The organism is Neorhizobium sp. 05N33 (assembly GCF_056397445.1).
The window spans coordinates 59,333-78,294 of record NZ_JBFTNK010000012.1 but is presented as its reverse complement, the minus strand read 5'-3'; the positions used below and the strand labels follow the sequence as shown (position 1 = coordinate 78,294).

Annotated in this window: 19 protein-coding genes; 8 read left to right on the top strand and 11 right to left on the bottom strand. The window is 58.9% G+C overall.

Annotated elements, in window-relative coordinates; all coding sequences use genetic code 11:
• Window positions 1-7 precede the first annotated feature (7 nt).
• Window positions 8-667, bottom strand: coding sequence for a YggS family pyridoxal phosphate-dependent enzyme (locus AC1DLT_RS24285; RefSeq protein WP_477488449.1), 660 nt, complete (start codon window positions 665-667; stop codon window positions 8-10).
• Between the two features lie 177 nt (window positions 668-844).
• Between AC1DLT_RS24285 and leuS the strand changes: the two genes are divergently transcribed.
• Genes leuS through holA form a run of 3 tightly spaced genes read left to right on the top strand, consistent with a single transcriptional unit; the run spans window position 845 to window position 5,044 of the window.
• Window positions 845-3,475 (top strand): leucine--tRNA ligase, encoded by a 2,631-nt coding sequence (gene leuS / locus AC1DLT_RS24280; RefSeq protein ID WP_477488448.1) that lies wholly within the window; start codon window positions 845-847, stop codon window positions 3,473-3,475.
• A complete protein-coding gene (locus AC1DLT_RS24275; protein WP_151045332.1) occupies window positions 3,465-4,025 on the top strand; it encodes a hypothetical protein in 561 nt (186 codons plus the stop codon). The genes leuS and AC1DLT_RS24275 overlap by 11 nt, the downstream gene beginning before the upstream one ends.
• Window positions 4,013-5,044 (top strand): DNA polymerase III subunit delta, encoded by a 1,032-nt coding sequence (holA, locus tag AC1DLT_RS24270; protein ID WP_247135334.1) that lies wholly within the window; start codon window positions 4,013-4,015, stop codon window positions 5,042-5,044. The genes AC1DLT_RS24275 and holA overlap by 13 nt, the downstream gene beginning before the upstream one ends.
• 10 nt (window positions 5,045-5,054) lie before the next feature.
• Here the strand turns inward: holA and AC1DLT_RS24265 are convergent, their stop codons facing one another.
• The 8 genes from AC1DLT_RS24265 to hemE form a co-directional block, all read right to left on the bottom strand.
• Window positions 5,055-5,936, bottom strand: a complete 882-nt coding sequence (locus AC1DLT_RS24265; RefSeq protein ID WP_477488447.1) for a ParB/RepB/Spo0J family partition protein — start codon at window positions 5,934-5,936, stop codon at window positions 5,055-5,057.
• Window positions 5,937-5,959: 23 nt separating this feature from the next.
• The gene (locus tag AC1DLT_RS24260) at window positions 5,960-6,751 is read right to left on the bottom strand and encodes a ParA family protein (RefSeq protein ID WP_477488446.1); all 792 of its coding nucleotides are present in this window, start codon (window positions 6,749-6,751) and stop codon (window positions 5,960-5,962) included.
• 15 nt (window positions 6,752-6,766) lie between these two features.
• On the bottom strand, window positions 6,767-7,384 hold the full coding sequence (gene rsmG / locus AC1DLT_RS24255) for a 16S rRNA (guanine(527)-N(7))-methyltransferase RsmG (protein ID WP_477488445.1): 618 nt from the start codon (window positions 7,382-7,384) through the stop codon (window positions 6,767-6,769).
• A complete protein-coding gene (mnmG, locus tag AC1DLT_RS24250) occupies window positions 7,384-9,264 on the bottom strand; it encodes a tRNA uridine-5-carboxymethylaminomethyl(34) synthesis enzyme MnmG (protein ID WP_477488444.1) in 1,881 nt (626 codons plus the stop codon). Before mnmG ends, rsmG begins: the two co-directional genes overlap by 1 nt.
• Window positions 9,265-9,309: 45 nt before the next feature.
• Window positions 9,310-10,614, bottom strand: a complete 1,305-nt coding sequence (mnmE, locus tag AC1DLT_RS24245; RefSeq protein ID WP_477488443.1) for a tRNA uridine-5-carboxymethylaminomethyl(34) synthesis GTPase MnmE — start codon at window positions 10,612-10,614, stop codon at window positions 9,310-9,312.
• Between the two features lie 86 nt (window positions 10,615-10,700).
• On the bottom strand, window positions 10,701-11,966 hold the full coding sequence (rho, locus tag AC1DLT_RS24240; protein ID WP_105404823.1) for a transcription termination factor Rho: 1,266 nt from the start codon (window positions 11,964-11,966) through the stop codon (window positions 10,701-10,703).
• Window positions 11,967-12,157: 191 nt separating this feature from the next.
• The gene (hemJ, locus tag AC1DLT_RS24235) at window positions 12,158-12,703 is read right to left on the bottom strand and encodes a protoporphyrinogen oxidase HemJ (RefSeq protein WP_477488442.1); all 546 of its coding nucleotides are present in this window, start codon (window positions 12,701-12,703) and stop codon (window positions 12,158-12,160) included.
• The gene (gene hemE, locus AC1DLT_RS24230; protein WP_477488441.1) at window positions 12,700-13,734 is read right to left on the bottom strand and encodes a uroporphyrinogen decarboxylase; all 1,035 of its coding nucleotides are present in this window, start codon (window positions 13,732-13,734) and stop codon (window positions 12,700-12,702) included. The genes hemJ and hemE overlap by 4 nt, the downstream gene beginning before the upstream one ends.
• A gap of 404 nt (window positions 13,735-14,138) precedes the next feature.
• Between hemE and AC1DLT_RS24225 the strand changes: the two genes are divergently transcribed.
• From AC1DLT_RS24225 to dnaQ, 5 genes are read left to right on the top strand one after another with little or no spacing between them, the layout of a single operon-like run.
• Window positions 14,139-14,960, top strand: coding sequence for a pyruvate, water dikinase regulatory protein (locus AC1DLT_RS24225; RefSeq protein WP_038547357.1), 822 nt, complete (start codon window positions 14,139-14,141; stop codon window positions 14,958-14,960).
• A 32-nt stretch (window positions 14,961-14,992) separates the two neighbouring features.
• Window positions 14,993-15,586: a Maf-like protein gene (locus AC1DLT_RS24220; RefSeq protein WP_477488440.1), complete on the top strand. Its 594-nt coding sequence runs from the start codon at window positions 14,993-14,995 to the stop codon at window positions 15,584-15,586.
• The gene (locus AC1DLT_RS24215; protein ID WP_477488439.1) at window positions 15,579-16,439 is read left to right on the top strand and encodes a shikimate dehydrogenase; all 861 of its coding nucleotides are present in this window, start codon (window positions 15,579-15,581) and stop codon (window positions 16,437-16,439) included. Before AC1DLT_RS24220 ends, AC1DLT_RS24215 begins: the two co-directional genes overlap by 8 nt.
• Window positions 16,436-17,047: a dephospho-CoA kinase gene (coaE, locus tag AC1DLT_RS24210; protein ID WP_477488438.1), complete on the top strand. Its 612-nt coding sequence runs from the start codon at window positions 16,436-16,438 to the stop codon at window positions 17,045-17,047. The genes AC1DLT_RS24215 and coaE overlap by 4 nt, the downstream gene beginning before the upstream one ends.
• Window positions 17,040-17,744: a DNA polymerase III subunit epsilon gene (gene dnaQ / locus AC1DLT_RS24205; protein ID WP_477488437.1), complete on the top strand. Its 705-nt coding sequence runs from the start codon at window positions 17,040-17,042 to the stop codon at window positions 17,742-17,744. Before coaE ends, dnaQ begins: the two co-directional genes overlap by 8 nt.
• Before the next feature lie 51 nt (window positions 17,745-17,795).
• Here the strand turns inward: dnaQ and secB are convergent, their stop codons facing one another.
• Together secB and AC1DLT_RS24195 are read right to left on the bottom strand one after the other, a co-directional pair.
• Window positions 17,796-18,272: a protein-export chaperone SecB gene (gene secB, locus AC1DLT_RS24200; protein WP_038591599.1), complete on the bottom strand. Its 477-nt coding sequence runs from the start codon at window positions 18,270-18,272 to the stop codon at window positions 17,796-17,798.
• An 85-nt stretch (window positions 18,273-18,357) separates the two neighbouring features.
• A complete protein-coding gene (locus AC1DLT_RS24195) occupies window positions 18,358-18,873 on the bottom strand; it encodes an FxsA family protein (RefSeq protein WP_477488436.1) in 516 nt (171 codons plus the stop codon).
• Window positions 18,874-18,962: the final 89 nt, after the last annotated feature.

The window sequence follows — 18,962 nt, the reverse complement described above, 5'->3', positions numbered from 1 at the left end:
CCTGTTTTCAGCGCGAGCCGAAGATGGCCGAGCCGACGCGAACGCTGGTCGCTCCGAATTCAACCGCCGTCTCGAAATCGCCGGACATCCCCATGGAGAGCTTTTCGACGCCGCATTCCTTGGCAAGCTTGGCCAGCAGTGCAAAATGCGGCCCCGGATTTTCCTCAGCCGGCGGAATGCACATCAGCCCCTCGATCGAAAGCCCGAGCTCCTTACGGCAGAACTCTACGAAGGCAACGGCCTGCTTCGGCTCGATCCCCGCTTTCTGCGGTTCAAGCCCGGTATTGACCTGCACATAGAGTTTTGGCGCTTTGCCCTGCTTCTCGATCTCGTTGGCAAGCGCGCGGGCGATCTTTTCCCTGTCCACCGTCTCGATGGCATCGAATAGCGCCACGGCGTCGGCCGCCTTGTTGGATTGCAGCGGCCCGATCAGATGCAGCTCGATTTCAGGCGTCTCAGACTTCAGTTCCGGCCACTTGTCCTGGCTTTCCTGCACGCGGTTCTCGCCGAATACCCGCTGTCCCGCGGCGATTGCTGGCCGAATGTCCTGCGCTTCGAACGTTTTCGAAACCGCCACAAGCGTCACCGACCCCACCGGCCGCTTCGACAGGCGCTCCGCCCTGTCGATCCGTGCCTTCACATCCTGCAGCCGTTCTTCGACGTTCATGGCCTCTACCTTCCGCTTTTCTTGCAAGCTCAGCGCTTAGTCCTCATATAAGGCTCTGCCAAGGGTGTTTCGCCCTGAACTTGGCCTTTCCCACCCCTGTAAAACTTGACGCTTGCCGGGTTTCATGGTGAAGGTCTCGCCCGACTCTTGATCTTATTTTCCCGGAATATCATTGAAATGGCGACTGAACGTTACAATCCGCGCGATGCCGAGCCCCGTTGGCAGCAGACCTGGAACGATGCCAAGGTTTTCGAGACCGACAACAGCGATCCGCGCGAAAAATATTACGTTCTGGAGATGTTTCCCTATCCGTCGGGCCGCATCCACATGGGCCACGTGCGCAACTATGCCATGGGCGACGTGGTGGCCCGCTACAAGCGCGCCCGCGGCTTCAACGTCCTGCATCCGATGGGCTGGGACGCTTTCGGCATGCCGGCTGAAAACGCCGCCCGCGACAACAAGGTGCATCCGAAGACCTGGACCTACCAGAACATCGAATCCATGAAGGCGCAGCTGAAGGCCATGGGCCTGTCGCTCGACTGGTCACGCGAGTTCGCCACCTGTGACGTCGAATATTACCAGCAGCAGCAGCACCTCTTCCTCGACATGATGGAAAAGGGACTGGTTTATCGCAAGCAGTCCAAGGTCAACTGGGATCCGGTCGACCAGACGGTTCTCGCCAACGAACAGGTCATCGACGGCCGCGGCTGGCGCTCCGGTGCGCTGGTCGAGCAGCGCGATCTGGTGCAGTGGTTCTTCAAGATCACCGATTTCAGCCAGGATCTGTTGGACTCGCTCGATACCCTCGACCAATGGCCGGAAAAGGTCCGGCTGATGCAGAAGAACTGGATCGGCCGTTCCGAGGGCCTGACGGTTCGCTGGGAAATCGTGAGTTCGACGGCACCCGCTGGCGAAAGCGAAGTCGTGGTCTACACGACCCGTCCCGACACGCTGTTCGGCGCTTCGTTCCTGGCCATCGCCGCCGACCATCCGCTGGCCAAGGCCGCAGCCGCGCAGAATCCGGCTATCGAAGCCTTCGCCGAGGAATGCCGCCATCACGGGACCTCGCTCGCAGCGCTGGAAACGGCCGAGAAGAAGGGCATCGATACCGGCGTCCGGGTCAGGCATCCGCTCGACCCATCCTGGGAACTGCCGGTCTATGTCGCGAACTTCGTGCTGATGGATTATGGTACGGGCGCCATCTTCGGCTGCCCGTCCGGTGACCAGCGCGACCTGGATTTCGCCCGCAAATATGGTCTGCCCGTCGTGCCGGTCGTCATGCCGGAGGACGGCGACGCCGCGACCTTCGAGGTCGGCGACACCGCTTACGTCGATGACGGCGTGATGATCAATTCGCGCTTCCTCGACGGCAAGACGACCGATGAAGCCTTCGAGATCGTTGCAAACCGTCTGTCGGAAACGATTGTCGGCAATATGCCGCAGGGTGAGCGCAAGGTGAATTTCCGCCTGCGCGACTGGGGTATTTCCCGTCAGCGTTATTGGGGTTGCCCGATCCCCGTCATCCATTGCGATGATTGCGGCGTCGTGCCGGTGCCGAAAGCGGACCTGCCGGTCAAGCTGCCGGACGATGTGACTTTCGACCTGCCGGGCAACCCGCTCGACCGCCATCCGACCTGGCGCCACGTCGCCTGCCCGCAATGCGGCAAGGATGCCCGCCGCGAGACGGACACGATGGACACGTTCGTCGATTCGAGCTGGTATTTCACCCGCTTCACGGCGCCCTGGGAGAAGGATCCGACCGATCCGACTGTGGCCAACCGCTGGCTGCCAGTTGACCAGTATATCGGCGGCATCGAGCACGCGATCCTGCACCTGCTCTATTCCCGTTTCTTCACCCGCGCCATGCGCGAGACCGGCCATGTCGAGGTCAAGGAGCCCTTCAAGGGCCTCTTCACGCAAGGCATGGTCGTGCACGAAACCTATCGTCGTGGCACCGGCCCCAATGGTGAATGGGTGGCCCCGGCCGATATCCGCATCGAGGAAGTCGATGGCAAGCGCCGTGCCACCATGCTGAAGGGCGGCGAGGAAGTGACGATCGGCTCGATCGAGAAGATGTCGAAATCGAAAAAGAACGTCGTCGATCCGGACGATATCATCGCCTCCTACGGCGCCGATACGGCCCGCTTCTTCGTGCTCTCCGACTCGCCGCCGGACCGAGACGTGATCTGGTCCGAAGCCGGTGTCGAAGGTGCTCACCGCTTCACCCAGCGCCTGTGGCGTCTGATCTCCGAAGCCTCGGAGAACCTGGCTGGTATCGATCCGATGCCGGCTAACGAGGGCGAAGCGGTGGCAATCTCCCAGCTCGCTCACAAGACGCTGAAGGCGGTTCAGGGCGATTACGACAGGCTCTCGTTCAACAAAGCCGTAGCGCGTATCTATGAGCTGGTGAATGCGCTTGCGGCGCCGCTCGGCCGGGTCGCTGCCAGCGAGGGCGATGCTGCCTATCGCGCCGCCGTCCGCAACGCCTCGGAAATTCTGATCCAGCTTGTTGCGCCGATGACACCGCATCTGGCGGAAGAATGCTGGGCGGTTCTCGGCAACAAGGAACTGCTTTCCGTAGCCCCCTGGCCGCAATATGACGAAGCGCTCGTCATCGAGAACGAGATCACACTGCCGGTCCAAATCAACGGCAAGAAGCGCGGCGAATTGACAATCGCGCGCGACGCGGATCAAAGTGCGGTCGAAGCTGCGGTTCTGGCACTGGATACGGTCAAAGCGGCTCTTGAAGGCCGGGCGCCGAAGAAAGTCATCGTCGTCCCACAGAGGATCGTAAACATTGTCGTCTGACCGCTCTCTTCGTCGTTTCGGGTTCATATCCGGCCTGGTAATGTTGACTGTGCTTGCCGGCTGCCAGGTCCGCCCGCTCTATTCCGAGGCTTCCGGTACGGGCGAACGCCTGGCTTCGGTCGGTTTCGAACAACCTCACACCCGCCTCGATCAGGTTGTCCGCAACCATCTCGTTTTCCTGACCTCCGGTGGTGCCGGCGAGTCTGCCCATCCGGCTTACGAAGTGAAGCTGACGACAAAAAGTACCTCCTCGAACATCAGTGAGGACGAGGATAACGATAGCGTCTCTCCGACCGGCGTGCCTGTCCCTGGCCGCGTCCGGGTGGAAGGGATCTACACGATCACCCGCATCAGCGACGGAAAGATCTTGAAGTCCAGCAAGCGTGAAGTGGTATCGCTCATCGATGTCTCGGGTCAGGGTTATGCCTCGCTCCGCGCCGTTCGTGATGCCGAAAACCGCGCTGCAAGAGAGCTCGCTGAATTCATCCGCGCCGAGATCGCCATCGCGCTGGCCCGCGAACCTCAGCCGCAGACGGTATGGCAGAAGTAAAGTCCCACGAATTCGATCGGTTTGCCGAAAAGAGCTCGGATCTTTACAAGATCTTCGTGATCTACGGACCGGATCGCGGCCTTGTCTCAGAGCGGGCAGCACTCATTGCAGGCAGGACAGGCGTCTCGCAGGACGATCCGTTCGCCATGCTCAAGCTCGACGTCTCGGATCTGCAGGGTGACCCCGGGCGGCTTCTCGACGAGGTGAACTCGCTCGGCCTCTTCGGCGGCTCCAAACTCGTATGGCTGCGCGGTGCCGCCAATGAAAAACCCCTTCTCGACGCGATGCAGGCTCTCGTGGATGGTCCGCCGCCGGCCAACATCCTGATTGTCGAAGCGGGAGACCTCAAGAAGGGGAGCGGATTGCGCAAGATCGCGGAGCCTTCGCGGTCGATCGCTGTCATTCCCTGTTATGCGGACGACGTCAAGGCGCTGAACGGGCTGATCGATTCGGAACTGGGGAGCGAAGGTCTCAGAATCAGCCAAGGCGCGCGCCAGAGGCTCCTGGAGCTGCTCGGCGGGGATCGCGTAGCCTCCCGTAACGAGATCCGCAAGCTCGCTCTCTATTGCCGTGGTATGGGCATGGTCGAGGAAGAGCATATAGATGGGATTATCGGCGACGCGAGTGCCGTTTCGGCCGACGAGGCCGTCGATGCGATCCTCAGCGGTGACTTGCCGGGCCTGCACCGTGCCATCCAGAAGGTCGTCTCATCGAAGACCCCGGTTTTTCTCGTCCTGCAATCCTGCCTGAAACAATTCCAGCTGCTGGATCTGATGAAGGCGGAAATGGAGGAAAAGAAGCTCCAGACCGCCCAAGTGATGATGACACTCGGCCGGCATATTCACTTCAAGCGCAAACCGCTCATAGAAAAAGCGCTGAGAACATGGAGCTCACCAGCGCTCTCGCGTGAAACGGAAAGGCTGCAAGCCGCAATCCTGATGTCGCGGCAGAGGCAGAGCCTGGAATCCAACATCGCCTTTCACACGCTGATGGCCACGGCCATTCAATCAAGCCGTTGAATTTCCTAGATTATCTCCGTTCCAGAAGACGGCAGATCTCCTCGAGCTGCTCCAGCGTCCGATAACCAATCTTGATCTGGCCCCCACCATTCTTGTGGTTGATCTTCACCTCCAACCCGAGGGAATCGGAAAGGGTCCGCTCAAGCGCCAGCGTATCGGAATCTTTTTGTTCCGCTTTCGAAACGGTTGTCGACTCGGCTTGAGCCTTGATATCGTTCTGAGCCAGCTTTTCGGCATCCCGCACCGACATTCCCTTGGCAATAATGGTACGCGCCAGTGAAGCCGGATCCGACGTCGTGATCAACGCACGGGCATGCCCCGCGGAAAGGCTCCCTGCTGCCAGCATATCCCGTACCGGTTCGGGCAGCTTCAGCAGGCGAAGACTGTTGGCGACATGGCTTCGGCTCTTGCCGATGATCTCGCCCAGATCGTTCTGAGTATAGCCGTGCTCGGCGATCAGCTGGTCGTAGCCAAGAGCCTCTTCCAGGGGATTGAGGTCCGAACGCTGGACGTTTTCGACAATTGCAATCTCGAGCGCGGTCCGATCGTCCACGTCGCGGACGATGACAGGAATTTCGATCAAGCCAGCCAATTGGGCGGCACGCCAACGACGTTCGCCGGCTATGATCTCATATTGCGCAGGGCCTCGCGGCCGAACAACGACCGGCTGAACGATCCCATGCTGACGAATGGAGCTGGCCAGATCCTGCAGCTCGCCCTCATCGAAACTCCGACGCGGATTCTTCGGATTGCGGGATACATGCTCAATCGGGACCATACGATCCGGATTAACGCTCCGGGCACCATTATCGGCCGGCGCCTGCTGATCCATTTCGCCTATGAGCGCTGCAAGACCGCGCCCGAGGCGCCGTTTCGATAGGTCGTCGTTCATTCTTATCACTCACTTGGTCTGAATCAGGCGGCTTTACGCCTGCGTTCTCGCTGGATGACTTCGGAAGCCAGTTGCAAATAAGCTTGGCTGCCCGCGCATTTCAGATCGTAGAGGATCGCCGGCTTACCGTAAGAAGGCGCCTCGGATACACGGACATTGCGCGGAATCAGCGTATGATAGACTTTTTCGCCAAGATGCGTCCGCACATCATTGACAACCTGTTGAGCCAGGTTGTTTCGGGCATCGAACATGGTGAGGACGATTCCTTGGATGTCGAGCGACGGATTGACGCTGCGGCGCACCTGATCGACCGTTTCGAGTAGCTGGCTCAACCCTTCCAGTGCAAAGAACTCGCATTGCAACGGTACCAGGATGGAATGAGCCGCGGCCATGGCATTCATCGTCAACAGGTTGAACGATGGGGGGCAGTCCAGAAGAATATAGGAATAGACCAGGGCGTCATCGCCGCTCAAAGAGCTTCGAAGCTTGAATGCCCGATCAGAAGCCTGGGAAATTTCCATTTCGAATCCAAGCAGGTCCATCGTCGAGGGAACGATGTGCAGGTTTGGAACCGCCGTCTCGAGCGCCGTCTCCGCTATGGAGTTGTATCCCATCAACAAATCATAGGAAGAGAGCTTGCGGTCTCGACGGTCGATACCCAGCCCGGTGCTGGCATTGCCCTGCGGATCAAGGTCGATGATCAGAACGCGTTCGCCAATTGCCGCAAGGGCCGTTGCCAGGTTGATTGCCGTCGTTGTCTTGCCCACGCCGCCTTTTTGGTTGGCAATCGTGATAACCCGATTTCTTTCAAACATTCAGCACCTGAAAATCTAGGGTTCTTTGTGCCTTAAATTGCTAATCTCGAGGATAACTGAATCCGGCTCGACGGCACTCTGATGTTTTACCAGATCGAACGACCAACGGCCACGGGCTTTCTCGACTTCCGCGGCGTAATCCCTGCCTTTATGGAAAAAAGCTCTTGTATCTTTGCTAATCATCCAAGGCGATGTGTAGGAAAGAAGTGGATCGAGCTCGGCAAGGGCTCTGGCGGAGATGCGCTCGCAATCGGGAAGGGCCGTAAAGGCTGATTCGATTCGCAAAGGATGGACTGAACCCCTGGCACCCGTTTCATTGAGCGCCACTCGAAGAAACGCGGCCTTTTTCTGATTGCTCTCAACCAGATGAACCCATCCCTGTTGTGTCTCGGCCAGAAAAATGGCCGTTATCACGCCAGGGAAGCCACCCCCGGAACCAAGATCGAGCCATCTATATGGATGAGGGGAGAGTTGGAAGATTTGGGCGCTATCAGCAATATGACGCCGCCACAATTCGTCCAGTGTGGAGGGAGCAACCAGATTGATGGCCTTGGCCCACTTCTGGAAAAGCGCTGCAAAGTGCTCAAGCTTTTCCTGCGTTTCACGTGAAACACTCTTGCCGTTCAGAAGCATTACAGGACTCGCTTGACGCGCTGCGGTGCAGCTTCTTCTTTGCGAAGGAGTGCTAGAATGAGCGCAAGGGCAGCGGGCGTCATTCCGTCAACCTTGGACGCCTGTGCCAGATTGCCGGGGTTTGCCGCCGTTAGCTTCAGTTTGAGTTCATTGGAAAGTCCCGGAAGCGCTGAAAAATCAAAGGCTTGCGGGATAATTCGCGCCTCGTCCCGGTGGGTGGCATGGATGTCGGCCGCTTGCCGGTTCATATAGACCGCGTAGGACGCCTCGATCTCCAATGCTTCAGCAACCTTTGGCGGAAGTTGCTCCAGTTCCGGCCAGATGGTCGTAAGCGCGTCCAGCGATTGGTCAGGATAAGCCAATAACTCATACGCCGTCCGTCGCTGGCCGTCCTTATTCAACTTCAGACCAAAGCGATGTGCCTCATTGGGCGTCAGGTTGCGAGACTGCAGTAATTCCCTGCCGGCATCTAGTGCCTGGGTATAATCGCGAAACCTTGATGCCCGTTCTGCTCCCACGCAACCAAGTTCGATGGCTTTTTCAGTCAATCGAACATCCGCATTATCAGCTCGAAGCGAAAGGCGATATTCAGCGCGCGACGTAAACATCCGGTAAGGTTCGGTGACCCCACGGGATGTCAGGTCGTCCACCATGACTCCTATGTAGGAATCGGCGCGGCTGAAGTGATAGGCGTCGCCGCCGGAAGCTTTACGCGCGGCATTGAGCCCGGCAACCAAGCCCTGAGCCGCAGCCTCCTCATAACCCGTCGTTCCATTGATCTGGCCCGCAAGAAAGAGGCCGGGAATCTTCTTGACTTCAAGGGCGGCGGTCAACTCTCGCGGATCCACGTGATCATATTCGATTGCGTAGCCGGGCTGGATGATCGACACCGCCTCCAAGCCTGGAATGGTGTGAATAAACGCTGCCTGGACCTCGGCGGGAAGCGAGGTCGAAATGCCGTTTGGATAGACAGTCGAGTCGTCCAGGCCTTCCGGCTCCAAAAAGATCTGATGCCCGTCGCGTTCGCCAAAGCGGACGATCTTGTCCTCGATCGATGGACAATAACGCGGACCGACACCCTCGATCTGTCCGGAATACATCGCAGACCGATGGATATTGTCCGAAATGATCCGATGCGTCGCCTCCGTCGTGCGGGTGACGCCACAGGCAATCTGCTTCGTGGTAATCCGGTCGGTCATAAAAGAGAAGGGCACCGGATCTTCGTCGCCTTCCTGCCGGCCAACCCGTGCCCAATCGATCGTATTTCCGTCCAACCGGGCAGGCGTACCGGTCTTCAGCCTGCCAAGCCGCAGGCCGAACCGTAAAAGGGTCTCCGATAACCCCAGGGAGGGAGCCTCCCCGACGCGACCTGCGGGGACCTTTTGGTCGCCGATATGGATCAAACCCCGAAGGAACGTGCCGGTCGTTAGGACAACCGTTCCGCATCCGAATCGACGGCCATCCTTCAATTCCACGGCGGTCACGCGGTCAGCCTGGATTTCCACGTCAAACGCGTCCCCTTCAATGACCGTGAGATTGGGGTGGTTGAAAATCTCGCGCTGCATCGCCTGGCGGTAAAGCTTGCGATCGGCTTGCGTCCGCGGCCCGCGCACCGCCGGCCCCTTTTTTCGGTTGAGAAGGCGGAACTGGATGCCCGCGGCATCCGCAACACGTCCCATCAGCCCATCGAACGCATCGACTTCACGGACAAGGTGACCCTTGCCAAGTCCGCCAATTGCGGGATTGCAGGACATGACACCCACCGTCTGCCGATTATGGGTTATAAGAGCGGTCTGTGCGCCCAAGCGCGCAGCGGCACTCGCAGCCTCGCAGCCAGCATGTCCGCCACCGATGACGATTACGTCGAATGTCTTTTCCATTTGGTCACCTTATGAAACCGCGCAAAGCGCCCTGTTTCACGTGAATCACTTACCGATGCAGAACTGCGAAAAGATTACGTCAAGGAGCTGTTCCACATCGACCCGGCCGGTGATGCGGCCCAATGACGACGCGGCCGCCCGAAGGCTCTCGGCTCGAAGATCAAGTTCCTGGCCGTTTAGCGCTTCTGCGATTAAATGGGAAGCCTCTTTGAGATACTGAAGGTGCCGCTGCCGGTTGGGAACCAGCGATCCGGACCAAGTCTCCTTGAGCTTTAACAGGATCCGCGAACGCAATTCCTCCAGCCCGTCTCCCGTCTCACTGGAAATGGCAAGGTCATAACCAGCCGATAGTCGGTGCATATCGACCTTGGTGCCGATCCGCAGAACCTCAGCCTTCACGCTGTCGTAAGTTTGTTTCGAGTCCGAATCGATCTCTTCGAGCTGCAAAACGAGATCGGCCTGCTCGATGGCGATCCTGGCCCTGCGAACGCCTTCCTGCTCAACGCGATCCTCGCTTTCGCGCAGCCCGGCCGTATCGAAGAAACGAACGAGGTAGCCCTCCATATCGATATCGACATGCAGGAGATCCCTTGTTGTCCCAGCAATCTCGGTGACGATTGCAACGTCCCGTTTTGCCAAAGCATTGAGCAGGCTGGATTTACCCGCATTGGGCGGCCCGGCGATAACCACCTTGTAGCCGTCTCGGATAATCTCGCCCGCCTTTGCAGAAGCGATATGTCCCTCGATCTCGAAATAAAGATCACCGACCTCTGTCCAGACCCTGTCGGACACCGACCCCGGGACGTCATCCTCATCGGCAAAATCGAGTTCAGCCTCGATCAGCGCGCGAGCTCGGGTCAATCTCTCGGCCCAACCCACATAAAGCGCCGACTGTCCACCAAAACCCTGCTCGACCGCCAGGCGGCGTTGCATCTCGGTCTCTGCGGCGATGAGATCCGCCAGACCTTCGACCTCGACCAGATCCAACTTGCCGTTCTCGAACGCGCGGCGCGAAAACTCGCCCGCATCCGCCAACCGAAGTCCGATCGCCTCCAGTTCCTGATAGACGGCGGAAACGACGGCCCGACTGCCATGCAGATGCATTTCAACGCAATCCTCGCCGGTAAACGAATTCGGACCAGCAAATGCCAGAACCAGAGCGTGGTCGATCACCAGACCGTTGCGGCTCCGAATCGTTCTGAGTCCGGCCTTCCGATCGGCCGACAGTTCACCAGCCAAAGCCACCGCGGCGTCGAAAGCCTGCGGACCGCTCAAGCGGATAACAGCGACACCCGCTGGCAGGGTGCCGCTGGAGAGCGCGAAGATCGTATCGTTGTCTGCCTGGGCCATGGGTTCAACTTACCAGAGGCGGCACTAAACTGAAAAGCGCCCGGCAAAACCGAGCGCTCCATATCTAATTTGAATCCGGCTAAGGATCAGGTGTTCATCGAGTCGAAGAAATCGCCATTGGTCTTCGTTTGCTTCAGCTTGTCGATCAGGAATTCAATCGCATCCGTAGTGCCCATCGGGGCAAGGATACGGCGAAGCACGAAGATCTTTTGGAGATCCTGGCGTGGCACCAGCAGGTCTTCCTTACGTGTGCCGGACTTGAGGATGTCCATCGACGGGAAGATGCGCTTGTCGGCGACCTTGCGGTCGAGCACGATTTCCGAGTTACCGGTGCCCTTGAATTCTTCGAAGATAACTTCGTCCATGCGGCTGCCGGTATCGATCAGCGCCGTGGCAATGATCGTCAGCGAACCACCCTCTTCGATATTACGAGCGGCACCGAAGAAACGCTTCGGACGCTGCAGCGCATTGGCGTCGACGCCGCCCGTCAGGACTTTGCCGGAGGAGGGCACGACGGTGTTGTAGGCACGGCCGAGGCGGGTGATCGAGTCGAGCAGAATGACGACGTCGCGACCGTGCTCGACGAGGCGCTTGGCCTTCTCGATGACCATTTCGGCGACCTGTACGTGGCGTACGGCCGGTTCATCGAAGGTCGAGGAGACGACCTCGCCCTTCACCGACCGCTGCATGTCCGTGACTTCTTCCGGCCGTTCGTCGATCAAGAGGACGATCAGATAACATTCCGGATGATTGGCGGTGATCGAGTGGGCGATGTTCTGTAGCAGAACGGTTTTACCGGTGCGCGGCGGCGCGACGATCAGGCCACGCTGGCCTTTGCCGAGCGGCGCCACAAGGTCGATGACGCGGGCGGAGAGATCCTTGGAAGTCGGAACTTCCAGTTCCATCTTGAACCGCTCGTTCGGATAGAGCGGCGTCAGGTTGTCGAAGTGGACCTTGTGGCGGATCTTTTCCGGGTCGTCGAAATTGATCGTGTTGACCTTGAGAAGGGCGAAATAACGCTCGCCTTCTTTCGGACCGCGGATCGGGCCCTCGACCGTGTCGCCGGTCTTCAGCGAGAAGCGGCGGATCTGGGAGGGTGAGATATAGATGTCATCGGGACCGGGCAGATAGTTTGCGTTCGCGGAACGCAGGAAACCAAACCCGTCCTGCAAGACCTCGACCACGCCTTCGCCGATGATTTCGACGTCCTGGCTCGCCAGAACCTTGAGGATCGCAAACATCAGTTCCTGCTTGCGCATGGTGCTGGCGTTCTCGACCTCCAGTGATTCGGCGAAGGTCAGCAAATCGGTGGGGGATTTGCTCTTGAGTTCTTGAAGCTTCATTTCAGCCATGAAGGGGGGACCATATTGAGAATTTCGGGGGGATAGGCGTGTCGGTGAAATTCGCTACCGCGGAAGATGATCCGGGGACGACAGGAAATTACACGCATGCCACGAGATGAGATGGGGAGGAAAATAGCGATTCACGTGGAACGCCGCAAGGGGCAAGACGGAAATCTTGCCAAAGAAAGAATATCCTCGCGTCAGAACGGTTTCACGATCACCAGAATGACGATCCCGATCATCAGAACGGTCGGGAGTTCATTCATCATCCGCCAGTAACGCGGCGTTTTTCGCGGACCATCGACCGCGAAGTTGCGCACCGCGCGGCTGAACAGCACATGCACCATTGTGAGCAGCACGACAAGCCCGATCTTCGCATGCAGCCAGCCGCCACGAAACTCGTAGACGTCCCAAGCGAGAAAAAGACCGAGAACCCAAGTGATCATCATCGCCGGGTTCATGATGATCTTCAGCAGCCGCTGCTCCATCATCTTAAAGGTTTCGGACTGCGCCGAGCCGGGTTCCGCATCGCTGTGATAGATGAACAGCCGCGGCAGGTAGAGGAGGCCCGCCATCCAGGACATCACTGCGATGACGTGGAAAGCCTTGACGTAGAGGATGAAATCATTCGGTTGACCGAGATAGACGGCAACCAGGATGGCGATGAAGACTGCAAGCGCGATGAAGGCGCGCAGTGCCGATCTCCTCCCTGCCGGCGTGCCCGTCTGCAGCTCCTCTCCGCTCACGCGTTCGCTCCCCGCACACGTTCGATCAGCTGGCGCACATGATCCGGATTAGCCTCCGGGGTGATGCCGTGGCCGAGATTGAAGATCAGCGGCCCATGCCCAAGCTTAGCGAGAATGGCGTCGATACCCTCCTCCAGCGACCTGCCGCCGGCGACGACCCGCATCGGATCCAGATTGCCCTGCACCGGGCCATCCTTCTGCAACTCGGCCGCAAACGACAGCGGCACCGACCAGTCGAGGCCGATCGCATCGGCTTTGGTCTTCTGCCGATAGGATTTCAGGTTCAGGCCCGCACCCTTGGCGAAGGCGATGATCTTCGCCTGTGGTCGCGCGCTGCGGACGATCTCGATCATCCGGGCCACAGGCTTCACGGCACAGGCGTCGAATTCCTTCTCGCCCAGAACACCGGCCCAGGAATCGAAGATTTGCACGGCGTCGGCGCCAGCATCGATCTGCGCGATCAGATATTCGGCGGAGATTTCCGCAAGCAGCGACAGCAGCCTCTCGAAGGCTTCAGGATGCCGATAGGCGAACAGCCGGGCAGGGGCCTGATCCGGCGTCCCGTGGCCGGCGATCATGTATGTCGCAACCGTCCAGGGCGCACCACAGAAACCGAGCAGCGTGGTTTCCTGGGGCAGTTCCTGTCTCAGCCGGCGAACCGTTTCCATGACCGGAGCGAGATGGGCAAGAACGCCTTCGCTGTCCAGCGCCCGAATACCAGCGACATCGATCGGATCCATTTGCGGACCTTCGCCCTGCACGAACCGCACGTTCCGGTGCAGCGCATCGGGGATGACCAGGATATCGGAAAACAGGATCGCCGCATCGAAACCGTAGCGCCGGATCGGCTGCAAGGTCACCTCGACAGCCAGATCCGGCGTGTAACAGAGATCGAGAAAACTTCCGGCCGCCGCCCGCGTCTCCCGATATTCCGGCAGATAACGTCCTGCCTGTCTCATGAGCCAGATTGGTGGTGGACTGACCGTCTTGCCTTCCAGCACTTGGATGATCTTCCGGTATGCGCCGGTCAATGGGTTCTCCCTAAAAATATAAGAAATGAATCTTTCTAGATTTCTATTTCTTAGAGTCGGTGAGTAGCAAGGATTAAAGTCAAATCACAGCCGACGCGACGATCCGCCGCTTTGCAGCTACTCGCGGGACAGAAAATCACCTCCGGTTGAGGGATCTTGGGATAGCTTGAATTTCGCAAGTTATTTCAGGAGGATGGCGGGAAATGGAATTCGGCACTATCTGTGGATAAGCTGGGGAGGAAAAAGAGCGACGAAGAGCCTATCCCCAGAACGCACAAGCAGGCCTGATCCGCATCCGCAGGAACTGCGAATGTGGAAAACCGGGCGGTTTTCCCGAGGCCTGGTTCCGGCCTGGGAGAACCCGATGGTCTCTCCCGAGTTATCAACAAAGGGTTAAGTTTAGCGTGGAGAACAGAAAAAACTTCTTCCATCTGCATCTCATATCTGACTCGACGGGCGAGACTCTCATCTCCGCCGGCAGGGCGGCCTCGGCGCAATTCCAGTCGTCGCTAGCGGTGGAGCATGTTTATCCGCTGATCCGCAACCGCAAGCAGTTGCTGGCCGTGCTCGAAGCGCTCGATCGCGAGCCGGGCATCGTCCTTTATACCATCGTCGATCAGGAACTGGCCGAGCTCATCGATCAGCGATGTCGGGAAATGGGCCTACCCTGCGTCAATGTTCTCGAACCGGTCATGGCGACCTTTCAGGCTTATCTTGGGGCGCCGTCCCGTCGCCGTGTCGGGGCCCAGCACGCGCTCAACGCTGATTATTTCAAGCGCATCGAAGCGCTCAATTTCAGCATGGATCACGACGATGGCCAGATGCCGGAGGATTATGACGAGGCGGATGTCGTGCTGATCGGCATCAGCCGCACTTCGAAAACGCCGACCAGCATCTATCTCGCCAATCGCGGCATCAAGACCGCCAACATTCCGATCGTGCCGGGTGTGGAACTGCCCGATAGCCTATACCGCGCGACCCATCCGTTGATCGTCGGTCTCATTGCGACCACCGACCGGATCAGCCAGGTGCGTGAAAACCGCGAACTCGGTGTCACCCAGGGTTTCGACCGGCGCCACTATACGGACCGCGCGACGATCAATGAGGAACTGAAATATGCCCGCGCGCTCTGCGCCCGCCAGAACTGGCCGGTCATCGATGTGACGCGCCGGTCGATCGAGGAGACAGCAGCCGCAATCGTTGCGCTGCGCCCGAAGCTGCGTTAAGCGAATCCGCCTGCAGCCTTTGGGAGATTTTCGTGACAGTGCCCCTCGTACTCGCCTCCTCCAGCCCCTTCCGCCGGATGCTGATGGAAAATGCCGGCCTGACGTTTGAAAGCCGTGCGGCCGAGATCGACGAGCGAAAGATTGAAGCTGGGTTGGAAGGCGCAAGCCCTGACCAGGTGGCGCTGACGCTTGCCAAGGCAAAGGCGGCCAACGTGAGCACACATTTTCCGGGCGCGCTTGTGATAGGCTCGGATCAGACCATGTCGCTCGGAAGCCGGGTTTATCACAAACCGAAGACCCTTGCCGAAGCGAAAGAGAATCTGCTTTCCCTTTCAGGCAAGATCCATCGACTGAACAGCGCGATCGCTTTTGCGCGCGACAGCGAGATCGTCTGGGAGCATGTCGCGCATGCGGACCTGACCGTCCGCGAGCTAAACGAAACCTTCGTCGATCGCTATCTGTCGCGGGTCGGCGAAAAGGTCTACGGGAGCGTCGGCGCTTATCAGTTGGAAGGCGAGGGCATCCAGTTGTTTTCAAGGATCGAGGGCGATTATTTCACCATCCTCGGCCTGCCCATGCTGCCGCTCCTCGAGAAACTGCGCGAATTGGGAGCGATCGATGGCTGATTCACGTGAAACATTTTTGGTTAATGCTTTCGTAACCGGCTGGCCGGTGAAACATTCCCGCTCGCCGCTGATCCACGGTCACTGGCTGAAACAGTTCGGCATTGCCGGGTCCTACACGGCTGAGGCTGTCACAGAAGCGGATTTTCCCGCCTTCATCCAATCGCTGAAAGACGGGAGCTCCGGCTTTCGCGGCGGCAATGTCACCATCCCCCATAAGGAGCTCGCATTCAGGCTGGCCGACCGACCGGATGATCTTGCCGAAGAACTCGGGGCATCGAATACGCTCTGGATGGAAGACGGACTGCTGCACGCCACCAATACCGACGGCCACGGTTTTACCGCCAATCTCGACGACCGTCATCCAGGTTGGGACAGGACCAGCCGTGCGGTAATCTTTGGTGCCGGTGGTGCAAGCCGCGCTGTCATCCAGGCGATACGGGATCGCGGCGTCAGTGAGATCCACGTGGTCAACCGGACTGTTTCACGGGCCGAGGAACTCGCCGATCGCTTTGGTTCGAAAGTTCACGCCCACCCGGTTGGAGCCTTGAATGAGGTCATGTCGGATGCCGGGCTGTTCGTGAACACGACATCGCTTGGCATGGACGGCAGCGAGGCGCCGGAGATTGACTTCTCACCGCTGGCGTCCGGCGCAGTCGTCACCGATATCGTCTACGTACCCTTGAAAACGCCGCTGCTTACTCAGGCCGAAGAACAGGGTTTCGCGATCGTCGACGGGCTCGGCATGCTGCTTCACCAGGCTGTGCCCGGCTTCGAAAAATGGTTCGGCCGTCGCCCGGTTGTCGATAAAACTCTTCGGGACCTCGTCATCGCCGATATGGAAAACCACGGATGATCGTCATCGGCCTCACCGGCTCCATCGGAATGGGAAAATCCACAACCGCGAAAATGTTCGCGGAAGAGGGTGTCCCGGTGAATGACGCCGATGCCGTCGTCCATGATCTCTACCGCACCGATGCAGTGGCACCCGTCGGTGAAGCGTTTCCGGGCACGGTCAAGGATGGCGTCATCGACCGCCAGGAACTGTCCCGGCAGCTTTCGGCCGCGCCCGAGAAATTCCAGGCCCTCGAGGCGATCGTCCATCCGCTGGTCCGCAAGCGTGAAGTCGATTTCCTGTCGCGCCACAGGGAGGCCCGTACCGACCTCGTGCTCCTCGATATTCCGCTTCTCTTCGAAGTGAAGGGCGAGGATCGCGTCGATGTTATTGTTGTTGTCACCTGCGATCCACAGATACAGCGCGACAGGGTGCTTGCGCGTCCCGGCATGACGGAGGAAAAATTGGCGATGATTCTCTCCCGCCAGATGCCCGATGCGGAAAAACGCAAAAGAGCCGATTTTCTCGTCGATACGGGCCTTGGACTGGAAGCGGCGAGGGAACGGGTACGCGAGATCATCGCGTCTCTGAAGGCCGGAAAGATGAGCGAGAAAAAACCAAATGCGTGAGATCATCTTCGATACGGAAACCACAGGCCTCGAATCGAAGGTCGATCGGGTGATCGAAATCGGCGGCATTGAGCTGATCAACAATTTTCCGACCGGCAGGACGCTTCATCTCTACATCAATCCGGGCGACCGCAAGGTTCATCCGGACGCGCTTGCGGTCCATGGCATTACCGACGAGTTCCTGAAGGACAAGCCGAGCTTCGGCGATGTCGTCCAGCAGATCATCGAGTTCTTCGATGGCGCCAAGTGGATCGCCCATAACGCCACCTTCGACATGGGCTTCATGAATGCAGAATTCGGTCGCCTCGGCCTGCCCCCCGTAATGTCCGACCAGGTCATCGACACTCTGGCCATGGCCCGCCGCAAACACCCGATGGGTCCGAATTCGCTTGATGCGCTCTGCCGCCGTTACGGCATCGACAACGCCCACCGCACCAAGCACGGCGCGCTGCTCGACTCCGAACTGCTCGCCGAAGTCTATATCGAGATGATCGGCGGTCGTCAGACGGCGCTCGGCCTGATGGGCAACGAACGGTCTGCGACGGTGGTCGAGGTCGATGAAGTCGTGGTGGCGGTGACCGGCCGCCCGCGGCCGCTTGACCGCCGGCTGACGGAAACCGAGATCGAAGCGCATGCGGCCATGGTCACCTCGCTGAAGGACAAGGCGGTCTGGCTGAAGTACAAGCAGGCCCAATAGAAAAGCCCGGGTCGAAACCCGGGCTCTTTCGTCAAATCGAAAAATCCGATCTCAGCTGTCGAGTGCCTGGACCTTGGAGCGAGCCTGTTCTTCGGCCATGCGCTGTGTGAACATCTGCGCGAAATCGATTGGGTCGATCATCAGCGGCGGGAAACCGCCGTTGCGCGTCACGTCGGCGATGATCTGGCGGGCGAACGGGAACAGGAGACGCGGGCACTCGATGAAGAGGAGCGGCAGCATGTGCTCCTGGGGGAAACCAGTGATGCGGAAAACGCCGCCGTAAACCAGCTCGGCCGCGAAGACGATCTTGTCGCCTTCCTTGGCTTCGGCGTTCAGCGTCAGGATAACATCGAAATCGGCGTCCGAAAGCGGATTGGCGTTGACGTTGACATTGATGTTGATCGCCGGCGCCTTGTCGCGCGCCTGCAGCGAGCGCGGAGCGCCCGGGTTCTCGAAGGAGAGATCCTTGGTGTATTGCGCCAGGATGTTGAGGGACGGCGTTTCGGCCTGGTTGTTATCATCTGCCATTGGGATTTCCTCGAGGCTTTGGAGCGTTGAGGCCCTCTAACATTTCGCTTGTGGGCTTACAACCCTGGCCAACGGGCTGAACCCCTCAAGGTTCCCTGCTTTTCGGTCCGGCCCAGGGCGAGGAGGGATCGGGATCGCGATGGTAGTCCTGCTCGTCGAGATCGACCACCGGCCCGGTTTTGTTGGCCTCCGGCGAAGGCCTCGGGCTTTCGTATTGATAGCTCTTGCTGCGAGGCGAACGGACGACCACGATACGCCGGCCGATCACAGACCAGATCAGGCTGCGCACGAAGGGAATGAACAGCGCCAGTCCGATGATGTCGGTGATGAAACCGGGCAGCAGCAGCATGATGCCGGCAACGACGATCATCGCTCCGTCGATCAGGGCGCGGCCGGGTGCGCGGCCGTCGCGGCTCTCGGTGGAAATCTGTCTCAAGATCTGGATCCCCTGGTTGCGCAGCAGGACGGCTCCGAGCAACGCCGTACCGATCACCAGGCCGAGCGTCGCCCAGAGGCCGAGTGCTTTGCCGACCAGCACGAAGCCCGCGATTTCGGCGAGCGGCCAGCCGATAAGAAGAAGCGGCACGAGAAAGAAGCGCATGGTATTCCCTGTGTCGTGATATCCAGAAGTGCGCAAAGCGCTAACGTCTTCGCCATTTGAATGATAGGCGTATGCAGACTATATGAGAA